The organism is Caballeronia sp. KNU42, from assembly GCF_053760385.1.
In genome coordinates this window covers 1,895,480-1,913,107 of the sequence record NZ_CM132390.1, presented here as the reverse complement: position 1 = coordinate 1,913,107, position 17,628 = coordinate 1,895,480, and the positions used below count along the sequence as shown (strand labels likewise).

At 61.3% G+C, this 17,628-nt stretch carries 13 protein-coding genes; 6 read left to right on the top strand and 7 right to left on the bottom strand.

Annotation, left to right across the window (positions count from 1 at the left end; translation table 11 throughout):
* Positions 1-2 precede the first annotated feature (2 nt).
* The 5 genes from ACSOSP_RS39835 to xylA all read right to left on the bottom strand — a co-directional run bounded on the left by ACSOSP_RS39835 (position 3) and on the right by xylA (position 10,430).
* A complete protein-coding gene (locus ACSOSP_RS39835) occupies positions 3-4,877 on the bottom strand; it encodes an NAD-glutamate dehydrogenase (protein WP_455314501.1) in 4,875 nt (1,624 codons plus the stop codon).
* 107 nt (positions 4,878-4,984) lie between these two features.
* Positions 4,985-6,184, bottom strand: coding sequence for a sugar ABC transporter permease (locus ACSOSP_RS39830; RefSeq protein ID WP_455314500.1), 1,200 nt, complete (start codon positions 6,182-6,184; stop codon positions 4,985-4,987).
* Positions 6,181-7,737, bottom strand: coding sequence for a D-xylose ABC transporter ATP-binding protein (xylG, locus tag ACSOSP_RS39825; protein WP_455314499.1), 1,557 nt, complete (start codon positions 7,735-7,737; stop codon positions 6,181-6,183). Before xylG ends, ACSOSP_RS39830 begins: the two co-directional genes overlap by 4 nt.
* 83 nt (positions 7,738-7,820) lie before the next feature.
* Entirely contained in the window at positions 7,821-8,849 is a 1,029-nt protein-coding gene (xylF, locus tag ACSOSP_RS39820; RefSeq protein ID WP_455314498.1) for a D-xylose ABC transporter substrate-binding protein, read from the bottom strand.
* A 264-nt stretch (positions 8,850-9,113) separates the two neighbouring features.
* A complete protein-coding gene (xylA, locus tag ACSOSP_RS39815) occupies positions 9,114-10,430 on the bottom strand; it encodes a xylose isomerase (protein WP_031361119.1) in 1,317 nt (438 codons plus the stop codon).
* Positions 10,431-10,687: 257 nt separating this feature from the next.
* On the opposite strand from xylA, the gene ACSOSP_RS39810 reads away from it, so the two are divergent.
* The gene (locus tag ACSOSP_RS39810) at positions 10,688-11,896 is read left to right on the top strand and encodes a XylR family transcriptional regulator (protein ID WP_455314497.1); all 1,209 of its coding nucleotides are present in this window, start codon (positions 10,688-10,690) and stop codon (positions 11,894-11,896) included.
* Between the two features lie 10 nt (positions 11,897-11,906).
* Positions 11,907-12,992 (top strand): aldose epimerase family protein, encoded by a 1,086-nt coding sequence (locus ACSOSP_RS39805; RefSeq protein ID WP_455314496.1) that lies wholly within the window; start codon positions 11,907-11,909, stop codon positions 12,990-12,992.
* A gap of 5 nt (positions 12,993-12,997) precedes the next feature.
* Here the strand turns inward: ACSOSP_RS39805 and ACSOSP_RS39800 are convergent, their stop codons facing one another.
* Both ACSOSP_RS39800 and ACSOSP_RS39795 read right to left on the bottom strand, forming a co-directional pair.
* Positions 12,998-13,372, bottom strand: coding sequence for a cupredoxin domain-containing protein (locus ACSOSP_RS39800; RefSeq protein ID WP_455314495.1), 375 nt, complete (start codon positions 13,370-13,372; stop codon positions 12,998-13,000).
* A 46-nt stretch (positions 13,373-13,418) separates the two neighbouring features.
* Positions 13,419-14,384 (bottom strand): metallophosphoesterase family protein, encoded by a 966-nt coding sequence (locus tag ACSOSP_RS39795; protein ID WP_455314494.1) that lies wholly within the window; start codon positions 14,382-14,384, stop codon positions 13,419-13,421.
* A gap of 278 nt (positions 14,385-14,662) precedes the next feature.
* Here ACSOSP_RS39795 and ACSOSP_RS39790 point away from each other — a divergent pair, with 278 nt between their 5' ends.
* The 4 genes from ACSOSP_RS39790 to ACSOSP_RS39775 all read left to right on the top strand — a co-directional run bounded on the left by ACSOSP_RS39790 (position 14,663) and on the right by ACSOSP_RS39775 (position 17,608).
* Entirely contained in the window at positions 14,663-15,271 is a 609-nt protein-coding gene (locus ACSOSP_RS39790; RefSeq protein ID WP_455314493.1) for an RNA polymerase sigma factor, read from the top strand.
* On the top strand, positions 15,261-15,983 hold the full coding sequence (locus ACSOSP_RS39785) for an anti-sigma factor family protein (protein ID WP_455314492.1): 723 nt from the start codon (positions 15,261-15,263) through the stop codon (positions 15,981-15,983). The genes ACSOSP_RS39790 and ACSOSP_RS39785 overlap by 11 nt, the downstream gene beginning before the upstream one ends.
* A 676-nt stretch (positions 15,984-16,659) precedes the next feature.
* On the top strand, positions 16,660-17,046 hold the full coding sequence (locus ACSOSP_RS39780) for a hypothetical protein (RefSeq protein WP_455314491.1): 387 nt from the start codon (positions 16,660-16,662) through the stop codon (positions 17,044-17,046).
* A gap of 25 nt (positions 17,047-17,071) precedes the next feature.
* The gene (locus tag ACSOSP_RS39775; protein ID WP_455314490.1) at positions 17,072-17,608 is read left to right on the top strand and encodes a YMGG-like glycine zipper-containing protein; all 537 of its coding nucleotides are present in this window, start codon (positions 17,072-17,074) and stop codon (positions 17,606-17,608) included.
* Positions 17,609-17,628: the final 20 nt, after the last annotated feature.

Genomic DNA, 17,628 nt, shown 5'->3' with positions numbered 1-17,628 from the left:
AGCTACGCACGTTCCAGCGTCGCTATCTCCCGAACCACAACGAGCAGCATCGAAAGACTCGCGCCCGTTGTCGCACGCAATTCCGCCAGCAAACGCCCGTAACGCTCGACCGCGGCTTCCCGTCTGCAACGCCAGTTTTCAACGATCACTTCAGGTGTATCGGCATCGCGTGTTTGCTCCAGCGCACTGATCGTCAACGCACGCTTCAGGCGCGCCAGTTCTTCCAACGCAGCCGCCCGCGCCAGCAGGTCCCAGTGGGTGGAAGCAGGCAACGCCATCGCGCGCTCGGCGATCCAGCTGTAGTTCAACAGCGTGCCTATAGCGAAATAAACGCTCGCGACTGTCTCAAGGCTACGGTCGCAGCTTGCTGCAACTTCAGCGCTATCCAGCACCGCAGTCGATAACTCGCCGCTCGCCACCAGCGCCGCCAGCGGAGCTTCAACCCCGGCCTCCTCCAGCACGCGACGCCGTTCGGTCCAGCCATCGAGTTCGTCCGCAGGCAACAGACGCGGCAACTGCGGCGCGAGCCTTTGCGCCGCTTCACGGCAACGCGCGACACGTTCGGCCGCAAGACTCGCGTCCTCCGTCGAAACCTTCAAATGGCGCAGGAACCAGAGCGTCGCACCCTCCAGCAAACGCACGACATCGACGAACATCCGGGCTTGCACTTCGTCCGCCACGCGATTGTCGAGCGCGTCGATATTGCGCCAGACCTCGTTCAGGTCGAACACATCGCGCGCCATGATGCAGGCACGCACGATCTCGCTCGGACACGCATCGGTTTCCTCCATCAGGCGATGCACGAAGGTGCTGCCGACCCGGTTGATCAACGCGTTCGTCAGGTGCGTGGCGAGGATTTCGCGCCTGAGCGGATGGCGCTGCATCGGTTCGCTGTAGCGCGCCTGCAGGGGCAGCGGGAAATAGTCAGGCAGCATGCCCGCAACAAGCACGTCCTCGGGAACGTTGGAGGCGAGCAGTTCGTCGTAGAGCCACATCTTGCTGTAAGCCAGCAGCACCGCGCGCTCGGGCGACGTGAGCCCAAGCTTGGCCGCCTGACGCTCGGCGATGTCTTCATCGGACGGCAGGAATTCGATCTTGCGTTTCAAGCGCCCTGCGCGTTCGAGCCAGCGCATGAGCCGCGCCTCACCGTCGAGCATCTCGGCCACGTAGCGGTTCGCAATCGATAGCGCCTGCGTCTGCGCGTAGTTGTCCTTCAGCACGAGCAGGCCGACTTCATCGGTCATCTCGGCCAGCAGCGCGTTACGCTGCTTTTCAGTCATCTCGCCGTCGGCCACCACCAGGCCCAGCAGGATCTTGATGTTCACCTCGTGGTCCGAGCAATCGACGCCTGCGGAGTTGTCAATGGCGTCAGTGTTGATGCGCCCGCCGTGCTGTGCGTATTCGATCCGGCCGAGCTGCGTCACGCCAAGATTGCCGCCTTCGGCGAGTACCTTGCAGCGCAGTTCGGCACCGTTGACGCGTACGGGGTCATTGGTGCGGTCACCGACCTGGGCAGGCGTCTCGCGCGTCGACTTCACATAGGTGCCCACGCCGCCGTTGTAAATCAGATGCACATCCGCCAGCAGGATCGCGCGGATCAGCTCGTTCGGTGCCAGCGTCGCGGCTGTCACGCCGAGCGCGGCCTGGACCTGCGCCGACAACGCGATCGTTTTCGCCGTGCGCGGGAAGATTCCGCCTCCGGCTGAAATCAGCGTGGCGTCGTAGTCTGCCCAGCTCGATCGCGGCAGCGCGAACAGCCGCTCGCGTTCGTTGAAACTCGCGGCGGTGTCGGGGTTCGGATCGAGGAAGATATGGCGATGATCGAACGCCGCGATCAGGCGGATATGACGCGACAGCAGCATGCCGTTGCCGAACACATCACCCGACATATCGCCGATACCGACCACGGTGAAGTCCATCGTCTGCGTATCCACGCCCATCTCGCGCGAATGGCGCTTGACCGATTCCCACGCGCCGCGTGCGGTGATCGCCATCCGCTTGTGGTCGTAGCCCACCGAACCGCCTGACGCGAACGCGTCGTCGAGCCAGAAGCCGTATTCGTGCGCAATGGCGTTCGCATAGTCCGAGAACGTGGCCGTGCCTTTGTCGGCGGCGACAACGAGATAAGGGTCGTCGGGATCATGGCGCACTGTATCCGGCGGCGGCACGATGACGCCGGCCACGCGGTTGTCGGTCACGTCGAGCAGGCCGCGCAGGAACATCTGGTAGCACGCCACGCCTTCCCGCGCGAACGCCTCGCGGTCCGTGACTGGTGGCGGGTTCTTCACCACGAAGCCGCCCTTCGATCCAACCGGCACGATCACGGTGTTCTTCACCATCTGCGCCTTCATCAGGCCGAGCACTTCAGTACGAAAATCTTCGCGACGGTCCGACCAGCGCAAGCCACCGCGCGCCACCTTGCCGCCTCGCAGATGCACGCCCTCCACGCGCGGCGCATAGACCCAGATCTCGAACATTGGCTTGGGTTCGGGCAAGCCCGGCACCATCGACGGATCGAGTTTGAATGACAGATAACATTTGGACTTACCTTCGTCATCCTTACGAAAGTGATTGGTTCGTACAGTCGCGTTGATGACGCCTAGGAATTGCCGCAGGATGCGGTCTTCGTCGAGGTTGGGTACGTTGTCGAGCGCGGTTTCTATTTCGGCCAGAACATGCTGCGTGCGGGTGTCGCGAAGCTCACGGCTTTGAGGGTTATCACTGACCACGCCGGGAAGCGCTGGATTGAAGCGCACCAGGAACAGTTCCAGCAACTTGCGCGCGATCGCTGGATTGCCCGTCAGCGCGCGTTCTATGTAGGCGTCGCTGAAGGTAGATCCGACCTGCCGCAGGTACTTCGCATAGGCCCGCAGGATCGTGACGTCGCGGGCGCCGAGTTGCGCGCGCAGGACCAGCCGGTTGAAGCCGTCGTTCTCGACTTCGCCGGTCCAGACGCTTGCGAACGCGTTCTCGAACAATTCCTTGACGCGGTCGATGTCGAATTCAACGTCGTCGGCAAGCTCAAGCCCGAAGTCATGTATCCACGCATGCGGCGCACCGAGCGGTTCAATGCGATAAGGCCGTTCTTCATCCACGCGCACGCCAAGATGCTCCAGCATCGGCAGGCTATGCGACAGCGCGATCGGGTCGCCCACTCTGTACACCTTGAAGCGAAACGCCCGCCGCCCGGCTTCAATCGGCCTGTAAAGGCTCATTGCGAGCCCGCCCGCCCTCACCTGCGTCTGCTCGATCAATTCGATATCGCGCACCGCAGTACGTGCCGGATAATCCTCGCGATACCCCGCCGGGAACGAATCCGCGTATCGATTCAAGAGCCGGTTGCCCTGCTCTTCGCCGAAGCTGTCGATCAGCGCATCCGCGAGATCGTCCTGCCAGCGGCGCGCGACTTGCACGATGCGTTGCTCGAGTTCGCGCGTATCGGCCTCGGGTATCGTGCCTTTGTCCGAGCGCACCGTGATAGCGATGCGCGCGAGCGGAGACTCGGACAACAGCGGCGTGAACTCGATGCTCTTGCCGTTGAACGCCTCCATGAGGACCTTCGCGATGCGTTTGCGCAGGTCCGTATTGAATTTGTCGCGCGGCACGAATACGAGGCATGAGACAAAGCGGTCGAACCGGTCGCGCCGCACGAACAGGCGCGTGCGCTGATGCTCCTGCAAACGCAGCACGCCGAGCGCGATATCGAACAGGTCGTCCTCGTCGGCCTCGAAAAGTTCTTCGCGCGGATATTGTTCGAGCACGGTCACGAGCGACTTATGCAGATGCCCCTTCGCGAGAAAGCCTGCACGCCTGATGATGTTCGCGCATTTGCGCCGCACGATCGGGATCTCGGACGTGGGAACCAGATAGGCGGTGGACGTGTACAGGCCAATAAAGCGCCGCTCCCCGATCACCTTGCCATCCGCGCCGACGCGCTTTACGCCAACGTAGTCCAGATACCCCGGCCTGTGCACGGTCGCCCGTGAATTGGCCTTGGTGAGGAAAATCGGCGCTGATCCGTTGATGATGGCCGCCGCGGCCGGGGGCAATGGCGTGATGTTATCGGCTGAGGCCGGACGCAGGCTTTCACGCAACAGTCCTGCGCCGGAGCCTGGCACGCCGCGAAGCGCAAAGCCGCTATCTTGCGTAATGAGTTCGTAGTCGCGGTGCCCGAGGAAGGTGAAATGATCCGCCACCATCCACTCCAGGAACGCGCGTGCTTCCACTCCATCGGCGCTCGTCTCGCGCGCTTTCATTTCACCTATGGTCGCCCGCGCGACCTCGACGATCTTCGGCCAGTCCTCCACGGAAGCCCGTACGTCGCCGAGCACCCGGGCGATGTCACTGCGCAGCTCATCCAGCTTTGCTGCTTCGCCGCATCGGTCGACTTCAAAGTGAATATACGATTCGAGACGCGATTGCGGATCGGCGCCGTCGACATGACCCAGCGCAATACGCGTGATCGCCCCGCTCGCGTCGCGGGAGACGCGGAACACCGGGTGTATCGCGGAGTGCATCGCGAGACCCAGGCGGTTGACCGCCATGGTGACCGAGTCGACGAGGAACGGCATGTCGTCATTGACGATCTCGACCACCGTGTGATCGGAATGCCAGCCGTGTTGCTCGAGGTTGGGGTTGTATACCCGCAGGACCTCGCGGCCCGTGGTGAATTTTTGCGCCGTCTGCCAGTGCGCCATGGCCGCGCCGTAGAGATCGGCTATATCGCGGCTCTGGACGTCTTCGGGGTCCGCAAGCTCGTAGTAGTGGGTGAGGAGTGGTTCAACGACATTGAACGCGGGCTCTGGAAGCCGTCCCCGTGCAAAGTCGACTACATCGGTGAGAAGGTGCGCAACGCGTTCTTCGCTCTTGGTCAGCATGTCGTCTCCCGGATCTTTCGCGTTCGGTGCTCGGATTATGCGCCTAGTTTTATGACACTAGAGCGCCCGAAGCACCGTCCGAGGAAACCCTGACCCTGACGCTGACACTAACGCTGATTGGATCCCGACACGACATCGATCCATACCGCGAGCACAAGAATGCCGCCTTTCACGATCATCTGCCAATACGAATCGACATCGAGCATCGACATGCCGTTGTCCAGGCTCGCCATGACCAGCGCACCGATCAATGCGCCATAGACGGTCCCCGATCCACCTCGCATGGACGTCCCGCCAATAAAGCATGCGGCAATGGCGTCAAGCTCGCCCATCGTTCCCGCCGATGGCGAACCGGCTGCCAGCCGCGCCGTGTTGACCAGTCCAGCAAGCGCGCACATCAGGCCCATCAGCGCAAAGATCATCAGCTTCACGCGGTTCGTATTCACGCCCGACAAACGGGTCGCTTCGAGGTTTGAACCAACCGCATAAATGCGCCGGCCGAACACGGTCTGCGTCGCGATATAGGTGAAAATACCGAGCAACGCCAGCAGCAGCAATACAGGTACGGGAATACCGCCATACTGATTCAGCGTCATCACGAACGCCACCAGCACCAGCCCCGCCGCCACGATCTTCACGCCGTCCTGCCACAGCGGCACAACTGGCAAGTTGTAACGCAGGCGGTTCTGCCGTTGCCGCACGGTCAACGCGACCAGCAATGCGAACAGTACGACTGCAAGCGCATTGCCCGCCATGCGAGGCAAATATCCCTGGCCGATGAACACCAGGTTGCTGGAGACCGGCGCGATAGTTGAACCGCCGGTCACGCCAAGCAGCACACCCCGATACGCGAGCATGCCGCCCAGCCCGACGATAAAGGACGGCACCCGCAGGTAAGTCGACCACCAGCCATTGAACATGCCGATCGCGATACCAAGCAGCATCACCGCCGGCACGGTGAACTGGATCGGCCAGTGATGCGAGACATCCAGAATGGCGGCCACGCCGCCGAGCAATCCGAGCAGCGATCCAACCGACAAATCGATCTCGCCCGAGATGATCACGAACACCATGCCGCACGCGAGCATGCCGGTGATCGACATCTGCCGCAGCAGGTTCGACAGGTTGCGCGGCGTGACGAACGCGCCATCGGTGAGGAACGAAAAGAAGATCCAGATGACAGTGACCGCCAGCAGCAACGCAAGCAATTTGTATCGCGTGAAAAGCTGCTTGAAGCGCTGGCTGGAGGTGGTGCTCGCGCCGCCGGTGGCGCTGCGTTTGGGCGACGAGGTGACGTCAGGTGTCATGCGACGCTCGCTTGAAAAGAGTTTGTCTGTGGGGTCGCGCGGATGGCCGCCGCCAGGATATGTTCCTGCGTGAGCCCCTCGTTGATGAAGTCGCCACGCAGTTGGCCCTCGCCTATGACCAGCACGCGGTCGCTCACGCCGAGCACTTCGTTGAGCTCGGACGACACCACGATGATCGACACGCCGCGCCGGGCCAGCGCGAACATGAGCTTGTAGATCTCGAACTTGGCGCCTACATCAACGCCTCGCGTAGGTTCATCGAGGATAAGGATTGCCGGGTCGGTCAGCAGCATCTTGGTCAGCACGGCCTTCTGCTGGTTGCCGCCGGAGAGGCTGGCGATGGACAACATCGGCGTGGCGGCGCGCACGGAAAGCCGCTTCATCTCAGTGTGGATCGTGTCGAGTTCGGCAGCGGAATCAATCCGGCCACCTTTTGCAAAACGCTTCAGCACAGCGAGCGTGATGTTATGCCCGACGCCCAGTTGCGGCACGATGCCGTGACGCTTGCGGTCTTCAGGCACCATGCCGATACCGGCATCGATTGCATTGGCCGGTGTCTTGATCTTGAGGCGCTTGCCGTTCAGATAAACCTCTGCCTCGCTGATGCCCGGGTACGCGCCGAAGATCGCCTGCATCAGTTCGGTCCGCCCCGCGCCGACGAGACCTGCCACGCCAAGAATCTCGCCCTTGCGCAGCGAAAACGAGACGTCGTCCACGCGCTTGCGCCGTGAGTTGGTCACATCGAAACAGGTCACGTGGCGCGCCTCGAAGATCACGTCGCCAATGTCATGCGGCTCACGCGGGAACAGGTTCTTGATCTCCCGGCCGACCATCATCGAAATGATGCTGTCGGTGCTCAGGTCCTTCATCGGCTGCGTGGCGACGTGCTTGCCGTCGCGAATCACGGTGATGGTGTCGCAGACGGCTTCCACCTCGTCGAGCTTGTGCGAGATGTACACGCACGCCACGCCGCGCTTCTTCAGGTCGCGCACGATGTCCAGCAAGATGCGGATTTCGCTTGCGGTCAGTGACGATGAAGGTTCATCGAGGATCAGCAACTTCGCGCGCTTGTTCAACGCCTTGGCGATCTCGATCAATTGCTGATGGCCGCCGCCGTAATTCATCACCGGCTGGGCCACGTTGATGCCGCTGATGTTGAGTCCGCGCAGCAGTTCATCGGCACGCTGATACATGGCGGCGTAGTTCATCCGGCCGCCGCTTAGCGTGATCTCGTTGCCGAGGAAGATGTTCTCCGCCACCGATAACTGCGGCACCAGCATCAGTTCCTGATGGATGATGACAATGCCGGCGTCCTCCGTTTCGCGGATAGTCGATGCCTGTAAAGGCTTGCCTTCCCAGAGAATTTCTCCTTCCCACGTGCCGTGCGGATACACGCCGGACAGCACCTTCATCAGCGTCGATTTGCCTGCGCCATTCTCGCCGCACAAACCCACGCATTCCCCGGGCGAGACCACGAGGTCGATTCCATCGAGCGCCTTCACACCGCCAAACGTCTTGACGATACCGTGCATTTCCAGCAGCGCGTTTGCCATGCGGTTTTTATCCTGGACAGTGAATCAGCGTGAAGGCCCCTGAACCCCGCGGCCCTCACGCCCGGCATGACGCGGCAGAGTGGTTAATTCCCTGCCAACTGGGCCTGCGTATAGAAGCCGTCCTTCACCACGGTATCGACATTGCTCTTGGTCAGGAGCGTCGGCTGCAGCAACACGGTGTTGACCTGCTTCATGCCGTTGTCGTATTTCGCGTTATAGGCCGGTTGCTGCCCTTTCGCCAGGTCCACCGCCAGTTTGGCCGCTTCGCCTGCAATCAGCTTCAGCGGCTTATAGACGGTCATGGTCTGCGTGCCGTCCACCACCCGCTTGACCGCTGCAAGGTCGGCATCCTGGCCGGAGATAGGCACCTTGCCCGCGAGGTGTTGCGCGGCCAGCGCCTGGATGGCGCCGCCGGCCGTGCCGTCATTGGACGCCACGATGGCGTCGATCTTGTTGTTGTTCGCGGTCAGCGCGTCTTCGGTGATGCGCAGCGCGGTTGCCGCGCTCCATTCCGGCACCCATTGCTGGCCGACAATCTTGATGTCGCCGCGATCGATGGCCGGCTTCAGGATCTTCAATTGCCCTTCACGCAGCATCTTCGCGTTGTTGTCGGTCGGTGCGCCGCCGAGCATGAAGTAGTTACCCTTGGGCTGCGCGTTGAACACGCCTTGCGCCTGCATTTCACCGACCTTTTCGTTATCGAAGGAAATGTAGGCGTCCACATCGGCATCGAGGATCAGGCGATCGTACGACACCACCTTGATGCCCGCCTTCTTCGCTTCGGCCACTACATTGCCTAGCGTTTTCGAATTGAACGGCACGATCACGATGACATCGACACCCCGCGAGATCAGGTTTTCAATCTGCGATATCTGCCGTTCTTCGCTGGCGTCGGCGGATTGCACGGACACCTTGGCGCCCAGCTTCGTGGCGGCAGCGACGAAATAATCCCGGTCGCGCGACCAACGCTCGACCCGGAGATCGTCAATACAGAAACCAATTTCAGGCTTGTCCTTGCTCGCATGAGCCAAGGTAGGAAGCACGGTCAAACTGGCGAACATCGCTCCACAGACTAGCGATCCGAGTACGGCGCGGCGTTTTACAGACTTCATGTCTCACTCCTCTTTATGGTTGACTAGCCGATGCGTTTCCCTGCGCGGCCGGTCGAGGCAACGCATAGGCGAGAGAGGAAACGTCGGCGGAATCTACTGCTTGCGCCGCGAATCGATGTTCGTGGTCGTCGGTTTTGCGGTTGATGGTCTCTCAGGTTTTTCGTTAGCTTGGACCCTTATTCGCGTTGAACGCAATTGCGAAATCAGCCGGGCCGCTTAATGATTTTCGATGCGGTTTCCTGGCTATTTTGCTAAGAAACAGCATCACTTATAAATAGCCCTGTTCACAATATTCTCGAGCTGCTCTTGTTGTCCGCTCACATGCTGCGGGTTAACGCGACGTCCAAGCGCATCGATTGCGAGCGATTCCAGCGAGTAACCGCCCGAGAGGATCTTGCGGCCGAATTCCGTGTCCCAGCCCGCGTAACGCTGGGTCTTGAATTCGGCGAGCTTGTCGTTTTCGACCAGCGTGGCTGCCCGTTCGAGCGCGATGGCGATGACGTCGATCGCGCCTATATGCCCAAAGAACAGGTCCTCGGGCGCCACGCTCTGGCGGCGCACTTTCGCATCGAAGTTCATGCCGCCGGTGCTGAAGCCGCCGTGCCGCAGGATTTCATACAGCGCCAGCGTCAGCTCTTCAACGCTGTTCGGGAACTGGTCGGTGTCCCAGCCATTCTGCGGATCGCCGCGATTCGCATCGACACTGCCGAAGATGCCAAGCGCGTACGCCGTCGCAATCTCGTGATGGAATGAATGCCCCGCGAGCGTTGCATGATTCGCCTCGATGTTCACGCGGATTTCATTTTGCAAACCGAACTGTGCGAGAAAACCATGGACCGTCGCCACGTCGTAGTCGTACTGGTGCTTGGTCGGCTCCTGCGGTTTGGGCTCGATCAGCAACGCGCCTTTGAAACCCGTCTTGTGCTTGTGCTCCACCACCATGTTGAGGAAGCGCCCAAGCTGATCGCGTTCGCGCTTGAGATCGGTGTTCAGCAGCGTGTCGTAACCCTCGCGGCCGCCCCACAACACATAGTTTTCACCGCCAAGCCGATGCGTCGCTTCAAGTGCCTGGAACACCTGCGTGGCCGCGAACGCAAACACTTCCGGGTTCGGATTGGTCGCGGCACCCGCTGCGTAACGCGGGTGCGAAAACAGGTTGGCCGTGCCCCACAGCAGCTTGATGCCGGTTTGTTCCTGCTTGGCCGCCAGATAGTCCGTGACGCCTTTGAAGTTGTTGACGTAATGCTTGATGCTGTCGCCTTCGGGTGACACGTCCGTGTCATGGAAGGTGTAATACGGCGCGCCCAGTTTCGAGAAGAATTCAAACGCCGAGTCAGCCTTCACGTGGGCGCGTTCTATAGCGTCGCCGGGTTGCTGCCACGGCCGGTGAAAAGTCCCCTGCCCGAACATATCGACGCCGGGCCATACGAACGTATGCCAGTAACAGACGGCGAGGCGCAAGTGATCTTCCATCCGCTTGCCAAGGACCAGCTTGTCGCGATCGTAATGACGGAAAGCAAAAGGATTGTCGGACTCCGGGCCTTCATAACGCACGGCCGGCAAGTGTTCGAAATATGACATGGCGTCTCCTTCCTTTAGTGTGACCCCATGCTGCCAGCTTCGTTGCGCAACGGGCAATTGCGAAATCCGCCAGCGCCCATGGTGTTTCTTCAGGTAAGTCATAATCGGGCTGGCGGTGGCTTCACGCGCGGGCCTAGAATCAGCAAACGCTAAAAAGACGCGTGAAAAAAACAGGCGCATATTGCGCTGCAACGGAGACGACGGGCGTATCGCAGTGGCATTTCGCAACACTGCGGCATGCATCCGTCCGGAGTTCGATGACTCGACCACAGACAGCTCAGGCTTCGCACCGGATCGCGCTGCTGTTCAACGCGAACAAGGTGTATGACCGCGGGGTCATTACCGGCATAGGCAACTACTTGCTGTCCACGCGCGTCGCATGGGACCTCTTCCTCGAGGAGGATTTCCGCTGCCGGTTAAATGGCATCGAACGCTTCGAAGGCGACGGCATCATCGCGGATTTCGACGATCCGGAGATGGCCGAAGCACTCGGCGATTCGCAACTTCCCGTGGTCGCGGTGGGTTCGTCCTATGCGGACCCGGCGTGTTACCCCGCCAAGCTGCCTTATATCGCGACCGACAACACCAAGCTGATATCGCTTGCCTATACGCATCTGATCGGCGCGGGCTTGCAGCGTTTTGCGCTTTACAGCCTGCCTGAATCACCCGAAAACCGTTGGGCGCAAGAACGTGAACTGGCCTTCAAGGCGCTGCTCGCAGCCGATGGGCTGGAAGCGGATATTCATCGCGGCCTGCCGACCAGCGCGCCGGTCTGGAGCCAGGCAAGCGCGCAACTGACCTCATGGCTCGAGAGCTTGCCCAAGCCCGTGGGCGTGATCGCCGTGACCGACGCCCGCGCGCGGCATCTGCTGCAAGCATGCCTGATCTCGGGCATTGCCGTGCCTGAGCAGGTGGCCATCATCGGCATAGACAACGATCCGCTGACACGCTCGCTCACCCGCATTCCGCTGTCTTCCGTGATCCAGGGAACCGAGGAAATGGGCCGCACAGCTGCTCACTTGCTGCATCAGATGCTGGGCGGCGCGCGCTTTCACGGCAGGCGCATTCTCGTGCCGCCGGTGGGCATCAACGTGCTTGAATCCACGCGTCATCAGCCGGTGTCGAGTCCCTATGTCATGCGTGCGCGCCACTATATCCGGCAGTACGGTTGCCAGGGCATCAAGACCGAGCAAGTGGCTGACTATGTGGGGGTGTCGCGCTCGTCGCTGGAAGATCACTTCCGCCGCGAACTCGGCTGCACCGTGCATCAGGAGATCCTGAATCACAAACTCGATATCGCGAAGCAGCTCCTCGCGCGTCACGATCTGTCCAGCGCCGAAGTCGCCATCCGCTGCGGCTTCACGTCGCTGCAATACATGTACGCCGTATTTCGCCGCGAGCTGGACTGTACGCCGCGCGAATACCAGGAGCGCCTGCCGGTTGCGTCCTGCGAACAACCCGGCTGACCCGCTCTTGATGAACCTCGCCGATATGCCCACCTCTCCCCGCCCAGGCTCCGTGCGCGTCAGTGTCGAACGCTGGGGTGAGTTGCCCGGGGGCGACGTGGCGCGCCTGTTCACGCTGCGCAATGTGCACGGCATGCGCGTCGCCATCAGCGATCTTGGTGCGACGCTGGTCTCGTGGAATACCGCCGATCGTGCCGGACGCGTGGCCGATGTCCTGCTGGGTCACGACACACCCGCTGAATACTTCGCCGGCCACGCTTATCTGGGCGGCGTGATCGGACGCTGGGCCAACCGCATCGAGAACGCGCGCTTCGCGCTCGACGACGTCGCCTATTCGCTTGATCGTAACGAGGGCGACAACCTGTTGCATGGTGGCGCGGCAGGCTTTCATCGGGCGCTCTGGGACGCGCACGAGGTGGATGGCGGACTGGTCCTCACGCATGAGTCGCCGGAAGGCGACGCGGGCTTCCCTGGTAATGTGTCGACTACATTGCGCTACACGCTCGACGACGACGGCACGCTTACGCTCGCGTACGAAGCCGTATCGGATGCGCCTACGCCGCTCAACCTGACGAACCACGCATGCTTCAACCTGTCCGGTGACGAAACCGCCGATATCCGCGGCCACGTGATTTCCATCGATGCCGACACGTTCTTCGAAGTCGACGCCGCTCTGATCCCCGAAGGCCGCGCGCAGGTCGCAGGCCATGCGTTCGACTTCCGCGCGAGTGCGCCGCTGGGCGCGCGGCTCGACTGGCCGCACGATCAGCTCGCGCGTGCAGGCGGCTTCGATCATTGTTATGTCGTCGGTGAAAGCGGTAAAACGCTCAAGCCCGTCGTGCGGCTCTACGACCCCGGCAGCGGCCGCGAATTGACGATGGGAACCAACGCGCCCGGCGTGCAGTTCTACACCGGCAATCATCTGGATGGCATCGTGGGACGGCATGGCCGGCGCTATGGCAAACACGCCGGCCTGTGTCTCCAGGCCGGCGCGTTTCCTAACCAGGTCAACATGGCGGACGCGGGCAGCGTGATCGTGCGCCCCGGTGAACCCTACCGGCAGGTCACGTGGTACCGGCTGGGCTTGCAGCAATAGGCCCTTTATTTCACGACGATCGTGCCCGTCATGTGCGGATGGATCGAACAGAAATACTTGTACGTGCCGGGTTTGGAAAACGTCTGCGAAAAATGCTCCCCGGAATCGAGCGGCGCCGATTTGAATTCGCGCGGCGTTGCATCGTTGACGATGGTATGAGGCATGTCGTCATGGTTTTCCCACGTCACGGTCGACCCTGCTGCAACAGATAACTGAGCAGGACTAAACGAAAAATTATCGATCACTACAGTGTTCGCCGGCGCAGCCTGGGCCGCAAAGGCGGGAGGCGCCGCCAGCGCCGTTGCGAGGCATAGCGCAGCCATCGTTTTAGAAAGGGTCTTGGCCAGCCGTGCTCGCCGAAAGTCGAGTATTGCCATCATTATTCTCCGCTTGTTTCACTTGGATCGAGTTGGTTCAGGTTGGCGCTTATGCGCTGAGCCGTGAATCGACAACGGCCAGTTCGGTCTTGCCCGGGATATAGTTGACCGAACGCACGCCCAGCATCTTGCGCAGCGTGTCAGCAGGAACCTTCATCGGACCGGGGCCTGCCGCCGTGCCCGGCGCCGGCTGCGGAAACGCGGTCGACAACGCGGAGTAAAAGCTGATCTCGCCTTCCACTTTTTGCGCGACCTGGTGCACGTGGCCGTTGAGCACCGTGACCGAGCCGAAGCGCTTCATCAGGCTCAGCGCCTGCGCGCTGTCGTCCGTGCCCCACCCCCATTGCGGATACAACGACCAGAGCGGGATGTGCGCGAACACGACAATCGGCGTGCTGCTGGTGCGTCCCTGCAGGTCTTTTTTAAGCCATGCCAGTTGCTCATCGCCGAGAAACCCCAGGCCGCCGCCACGCAGGTCCAGCACATTGGTCAAGCCGATGAAATGCACCCCGTTCTGGTCGAAGCTGTACCACTTCGGGGCCGAGGGTTTGGAGAAGCGCTCGAAATACGAACCGCCGTCGTCGACAAGCACGTCGTGCTCACCCGGGACGTAGTGCACGTCGAGCCCGGCGCTCCCGATGATCTGCGTGGCGGTGTCGAACTCGTCGGGCTTGGACAGGTGGCTGATATCGCCGGTATGAATGATGAACTTGGGCTTCTCCGAGCTCGTGCGGATCTTGTCGACGGCTTCCTTCAAGGTGCTCGCCGGGTCGAGGTTCGGGTCCTTGCTGAAGCCGATGTGACTGTCGCTGATCTGCACGAAGCTGAATGCATGGCGGTTGACTTCGGCTGCCTCCGCGGTGCCGCCGATCAGCTTCGAGCCAGGCACGCCGCCATTCATGGTCCACAGCATGCCGGCGCCGGCCCATGCCATGCATGTCAGTGCAGTCCGCCGCCTGGCGCCGTGTTCAGTGAGGGATTCTGGTGGTACGATTTTTTTGTCGAGGTCGGACATGTTCGGCTCCTGGTGGGTGGGGTTGCAAACAGCTGTGCAAAGTGGGGATGCATTTCCCCATGCCCACCAAACTCAGAGGCCGATAGCTTTATTCCCGGTAAATTTTTTCGATGCGCTCGCATAATCGGGAATAAATCAGGAAGCCGGCGAGTAAGTACAGTTGAGAGCCGGGGTCGTGCAGTGCGTTGCACACCACCCCGGCGGTCCGTCATGCGCGTTGGCGCGTGGCGCACGTTCAGCACGTTCCACGGCAACAGCGGTTGCCAGGGAGAGTACCAATGGCGAAGCACTCGCCGAATCGCTTCGACGCGGTGATGCTGCCGCATCTTGACGCGGCGTATAACCTTGCGCGCTGGTTGAGCGGCAGTCCAGCGGACGCCGACGACGTCGTGCAGGAAGCTTTCCTGAGAGCTTTTCGTTTCTTCGATGGCTACGAGGGCGACAATCCGCGCGCCTGGTTGCTCGCGATCGTGCGCAACACCTGGTTCACCGAATGGCGCAGGCAACATAACCGCGCGGACGCCACGCCCTATGACGACTCGCTCAATGTCGACGACCAGCTTCCCGGCTGGGCCGATGAAAGCGGCGACGATCCGGAGAAGCTCGCCGTGCGCCAGGACGAGACCGCACTCGTGCACCGGGCGTTGGCGACGTTGCCGGTTGAATATCGCGAGGTGATCGTTTTGCGTGAGCTTGAGGACATGAGCTACAAGGACGTAGCGGCGGTGGCGGGAATACCGATGGGGACGGTGATGTCGCGGCTTTCGCGGGCGCGGCGCATGTTATGCACAGCAGTCAAGGCGGCCCAGGGTGGGCCGGACCAGCAGGCAATCCGCCTGGTCAAGGCGCCACCCGCAGGTCCCGAGGAGTCCAGGCGTGGAAACTAGATCTAATTCATCTCTTGCTGAAAAGTTGCGTGACGGCTCGCTTTACGAGCGTGCTCCGCAATCCCTGCGTGCGCAGGTGCAGGCGCGGTTGAACGCAGAAGCCGCCAAGCAAGCCAAGGAAGCCAAGCAAGCGCAGCAAAAGCCGTCGTTCTGGAGCGGCTCATGGCGCATGACGGGCCTGCCGTTCATCGGTGGCGGAGTGGCGGGAATCGGCTTGTGCTCGCTCGTCTTCATGACGCTGCTCTGGACCCAGCAGCCGACTCGTGGCGGTGACCTGCAGCAGGAGATCGTCGCGAGCCATGTGCGGGCGCTGATGTCGGAGCGCACGATGGATGTGCTGTCGAGCGACCAGCATACGGTCAAGCCCTGGTTCAACGGGCGCATTGACTATGCGCCGCCCGTGGTCGATCCCCAGGCGCAAGGCTTTCCGCTGGTCGGCGGACGGCTGGACTATGTGGATCATCGGCCCGTTGCCGTGATGATCTACCGGTATCTGAAGCACCCTATCGACTTGTACGTCTTCCCCGATGATCACGGCAAAGGCGACGGCAAAAGCGCGCCGTCGTCCACGCCCCTGGTCACGCAATCCGACGATGGTTACTCGCTGGTCGAATGGCGCCAGGACGGCATGGTGTATTGGGCGATCACCGATGCGTCGCCGGTCTACATCAAGCGTTTCGCCGAAGCGATCAGGGCGGGAACGCGGCAATAAGCGGGATGGTGCGGCTTGACACCGGTGGTCCGCGTTTCACCTGCTCGCGGACCGGGGGACCGGCGTCAAGGTCCGCATCATGGCGCGGCCGGAACCGTTGCTGCACCGCAGCTTGATCCGGCTTCGCTGCTCCCAATGCGAGCCACCCTTGCGTTCTTAACCTGCGCCACGAAGCGTCGCGCTTCTGCTTCCTCCACCGCTGCGTCAGTCCATTCCCTTCGATCCAATCGCCCTTCGCGCCGACAGTTGCGCGCGCGCACGTTCTCGGGCGCCCGCTCTTGTGCCTGATGACGATTCGGCGTCTCATGTGAACAACACCACGCGTCTGGAATTTTCGGGTGAGCTGATCGTTTGCAATCGTAAGAACCATACAGCGTGGCAATTGACCGAATGCGTGCATCCGCTTACGAGCGCGCGGAATGACAGACGATTTTTCTACAGGCTGACAAAGAAAATATTACTTGAGGCTGTCAATTATCTTGCGAACAGGGGCGTTAAATGCCGTTTTGTAACGATCGGAAAAATGGCGCGTAACGTCTGTAATGGCACTTCGTGGTCAACTGAATTAGCGTTCAGTTGTGCTCCTTTAATGCAGCGGATGGCGGGACGGTCCGATATCTGCTTGAGGTTAAAGAAATCGGAGAGCGTGTTGTCAAACCAGGTTGGGAGAAATGTCGTGAAACGCCTGAATTCTTGCTTGCCGCTGGCGGCGGTGGCGCTCGTTGCAGCCTGTTTCAGCGGGCCGGCGGCTGCGCGTGTCGTGGTGGGTGTAGGGGTTGGAGTGGGAGTTCCTTATTACTATCCGGTTGCGCCCGTCCCGTATTACTACCCTTACGCGCCGGCTTATGCACCTGTTTATCCGCCGGTCATGGCTGTGCCGGCGCCACCGGTGAACTACGTCGAACAGGGACCCGCACAGGGTTCGGGACCTTCGGCCGATGCCTCCGGCCAGCAAGGCGGTTCCTGGTACTACTGCGAGGCATCGAAAGCGTATTACCCGTATGTGAAGGAATGCCCGGCCGGCTGGCGTCCCGTGGCGCCGCAGCCAGGCAACTCTCAGTAATCCTTGAACGGAAGATCAAAGCGTCATGAAGTATCCAAGACTTGCATTACTCGTTTCGATGGGGGTTTCGCTGGGCATTCTTGGCGGTTGCGCCGTAGTGCCTCAGGGACCGAGCGTGATGGCCCTTCCGGGCACCGGCAAGACGTTCGACCAGTTCCGCGCGGACGACGGTTCGTGTCGTCAGTTCGCGTATCAGCAGGTCGGCGGCGACTCGACCAACCAGGCCGTCAGCAATAGCGCGGTGGGCAGTGCGGTGGTCGGTACCGCGTTGGGCGCAGCGGCAGGTGCGGCGTTCGGCGGCGGTTCGGGCGCGGCTGTTGGCGCCGGCGCCGGCTTGCTGGCCGGCAGTTTGTTTGGTGCGAGCAACACCCAGGGTTCAGCCTACGGCGTGCAGCAGCGCTATGACTACGCTTACCTGCAGTGCATGTATGCGAACGGTAATCGCGTGCCAATGCGCGGGCGCATGATGAGCGCAGCGCCGCCGCAAGGCGTTTATTCGACGCAGCCGCCGCCTCCGCCACCACCGCCCGGAATGCCGCCGCCTCCGCCGCCGGGGTATTGAAGCAGGCACGTTTCGTTCGC

Excerpts from the sequence above, each read along its gene's own strand:
- ACSOSP_RS39835 (WP_455314501.1), bottom strand. The coding sequence starts at position 4,877 with ATGCTGACCAAGAGCGAAGAACGCGTTGCGCACCTTCTCACCGATGTA.
- ACSOSP_RS39830 (WP_455314500.1), bottom strand. The coding sequence starts at position 6,184 with ATGACACCTGACGTCACCTCGTCGCCCAAACGCAGCGCCACCGGCGGC.
- xylG (WP_455314499.1), bottom strand. The coding sequence starts at position 7,737 with ATGGCAAACGCGCTGCTGGAAATGCACGGTATCGTCAAGACGTTTGGC.
- xylF (WP_455314498.1), bottom strand. The coding sequence starts at position 8,849 with ATGAAGTCTGTAAAACGCCGCGCCGTACTCGGATCGCTAGTCTGTGGA.
- xylA (WP_031361119.1), bottom strand. The coding sequence starts at position 10,430 with ATGTCATATTTCGAACACTTGCCGGCCGTGCGTTATGAAGGCCCGGAG.
- ACSOSP_RS39810 (WP_455314497.1), top strand. The coding sequence starts at position 10,688 with ATGACTCGACCACAGACAGCTCAGGCTTCGCACCGGATCGCGCTGCTG.
- ACSOSP_RS39805 (WP_455314496.1), top strand. The coding sequence starts at position 11,907 with ATGAACCTCGCCGATATGCCCACCTCTCCCCGCCCAGGCTCCGTGCGC.
- ACSOSP_RS39800 (WP_455314495.1), bottom strand. The coding sequence starts at position 13,372 with ATGATGGCAATACTCGACTTTCGGCGAGCACGGCTGGCCAAGACCCTT.
- ACSOSP_RS39795 (WP_455314494.1), bottom strand. The coding sequence starts at position 14,384 with ATGTCCGACCTCGACAAAAAAATCGTACCACCAGAATCCCTCACTGAA.
- ACSOSP_RS39790 (WP_455314493.1), top strand. The coding sequence starts at position 14,663 with ATGGCGAAGCACTCGCCGAATCGCTTCGACGCGGTGATGCTGCCGCAT.
- ACSOSP_RS39775 (WP_455314490.1), top strand. The coding sequence starts at position 17,072 with ATGAAGTATCCAAGACTTGCATTACTCGTTTCGATGGGGGTTTCGCTG.